Source organism: Demequina lignilytica (assembly GCF_030418375.1).
GTDB classification, from domain to species: Bacteria; Actinomycetota; Actinomycetes; order Actinomycetales; family Demequinaceae; genus Demequina; species Demequina lignilytica.
Genome location: NZ_JAUHPZ010000026.1, coordinates 1 through 379 on the forward strand (window position 1 = coordinate 1; position 379 = coordinate 379).

Annotated in this window: 1 protein-coding gene; it reads right to left on the reverse strand. The window is 72.6% G+C overall.

All coding sequences use genetic code 11. The annotated features are described in order from the left end of the window. Positions 1-379, reverse strand: a 379-nt coding sequence (locus tag QQX13_RS13795) for a hypothetical protein (protein WP_301153693.1), incomplete at both ends; no start/stop codon positions are given.

The following is a 379-nucleotide window of genomic DNA, read 5'->3' on the forward strand; positions in this document are numbered from 1 at the left end:
GGCGTCGAGCATCACGGTGATCTGCGAGGCCGCCTCGACCGACAGGTCCCCTGCCGCCAGTGCCGCCGCCACATACCGATGCCGCGGCGGCGGCGGCGTGGGAGTCGGTGTCGGGTCGGGGGTCGCCTCGTCAGGGTCAGGCTCACCGCCGCCATCAGGGTCACCACCACCATCAGGGTCGGGGTCGCCATCAGGGTCACCGCCGCCATCAGGGTCAGGGTTGGGGGCGCCGTCGGGGTGGGGGTTGGGGGTGTCGGTGTCACCGTTGTCGAGCTCGTCGATTGCGGCGGCGTTCTCGGCGTCCTCGAGGAGGCGACCGACGCCAAGGAGCCGGAACGCCTCAGCGCGGGTCGACCCGCGTCGGGCGGCCATCAGGTCT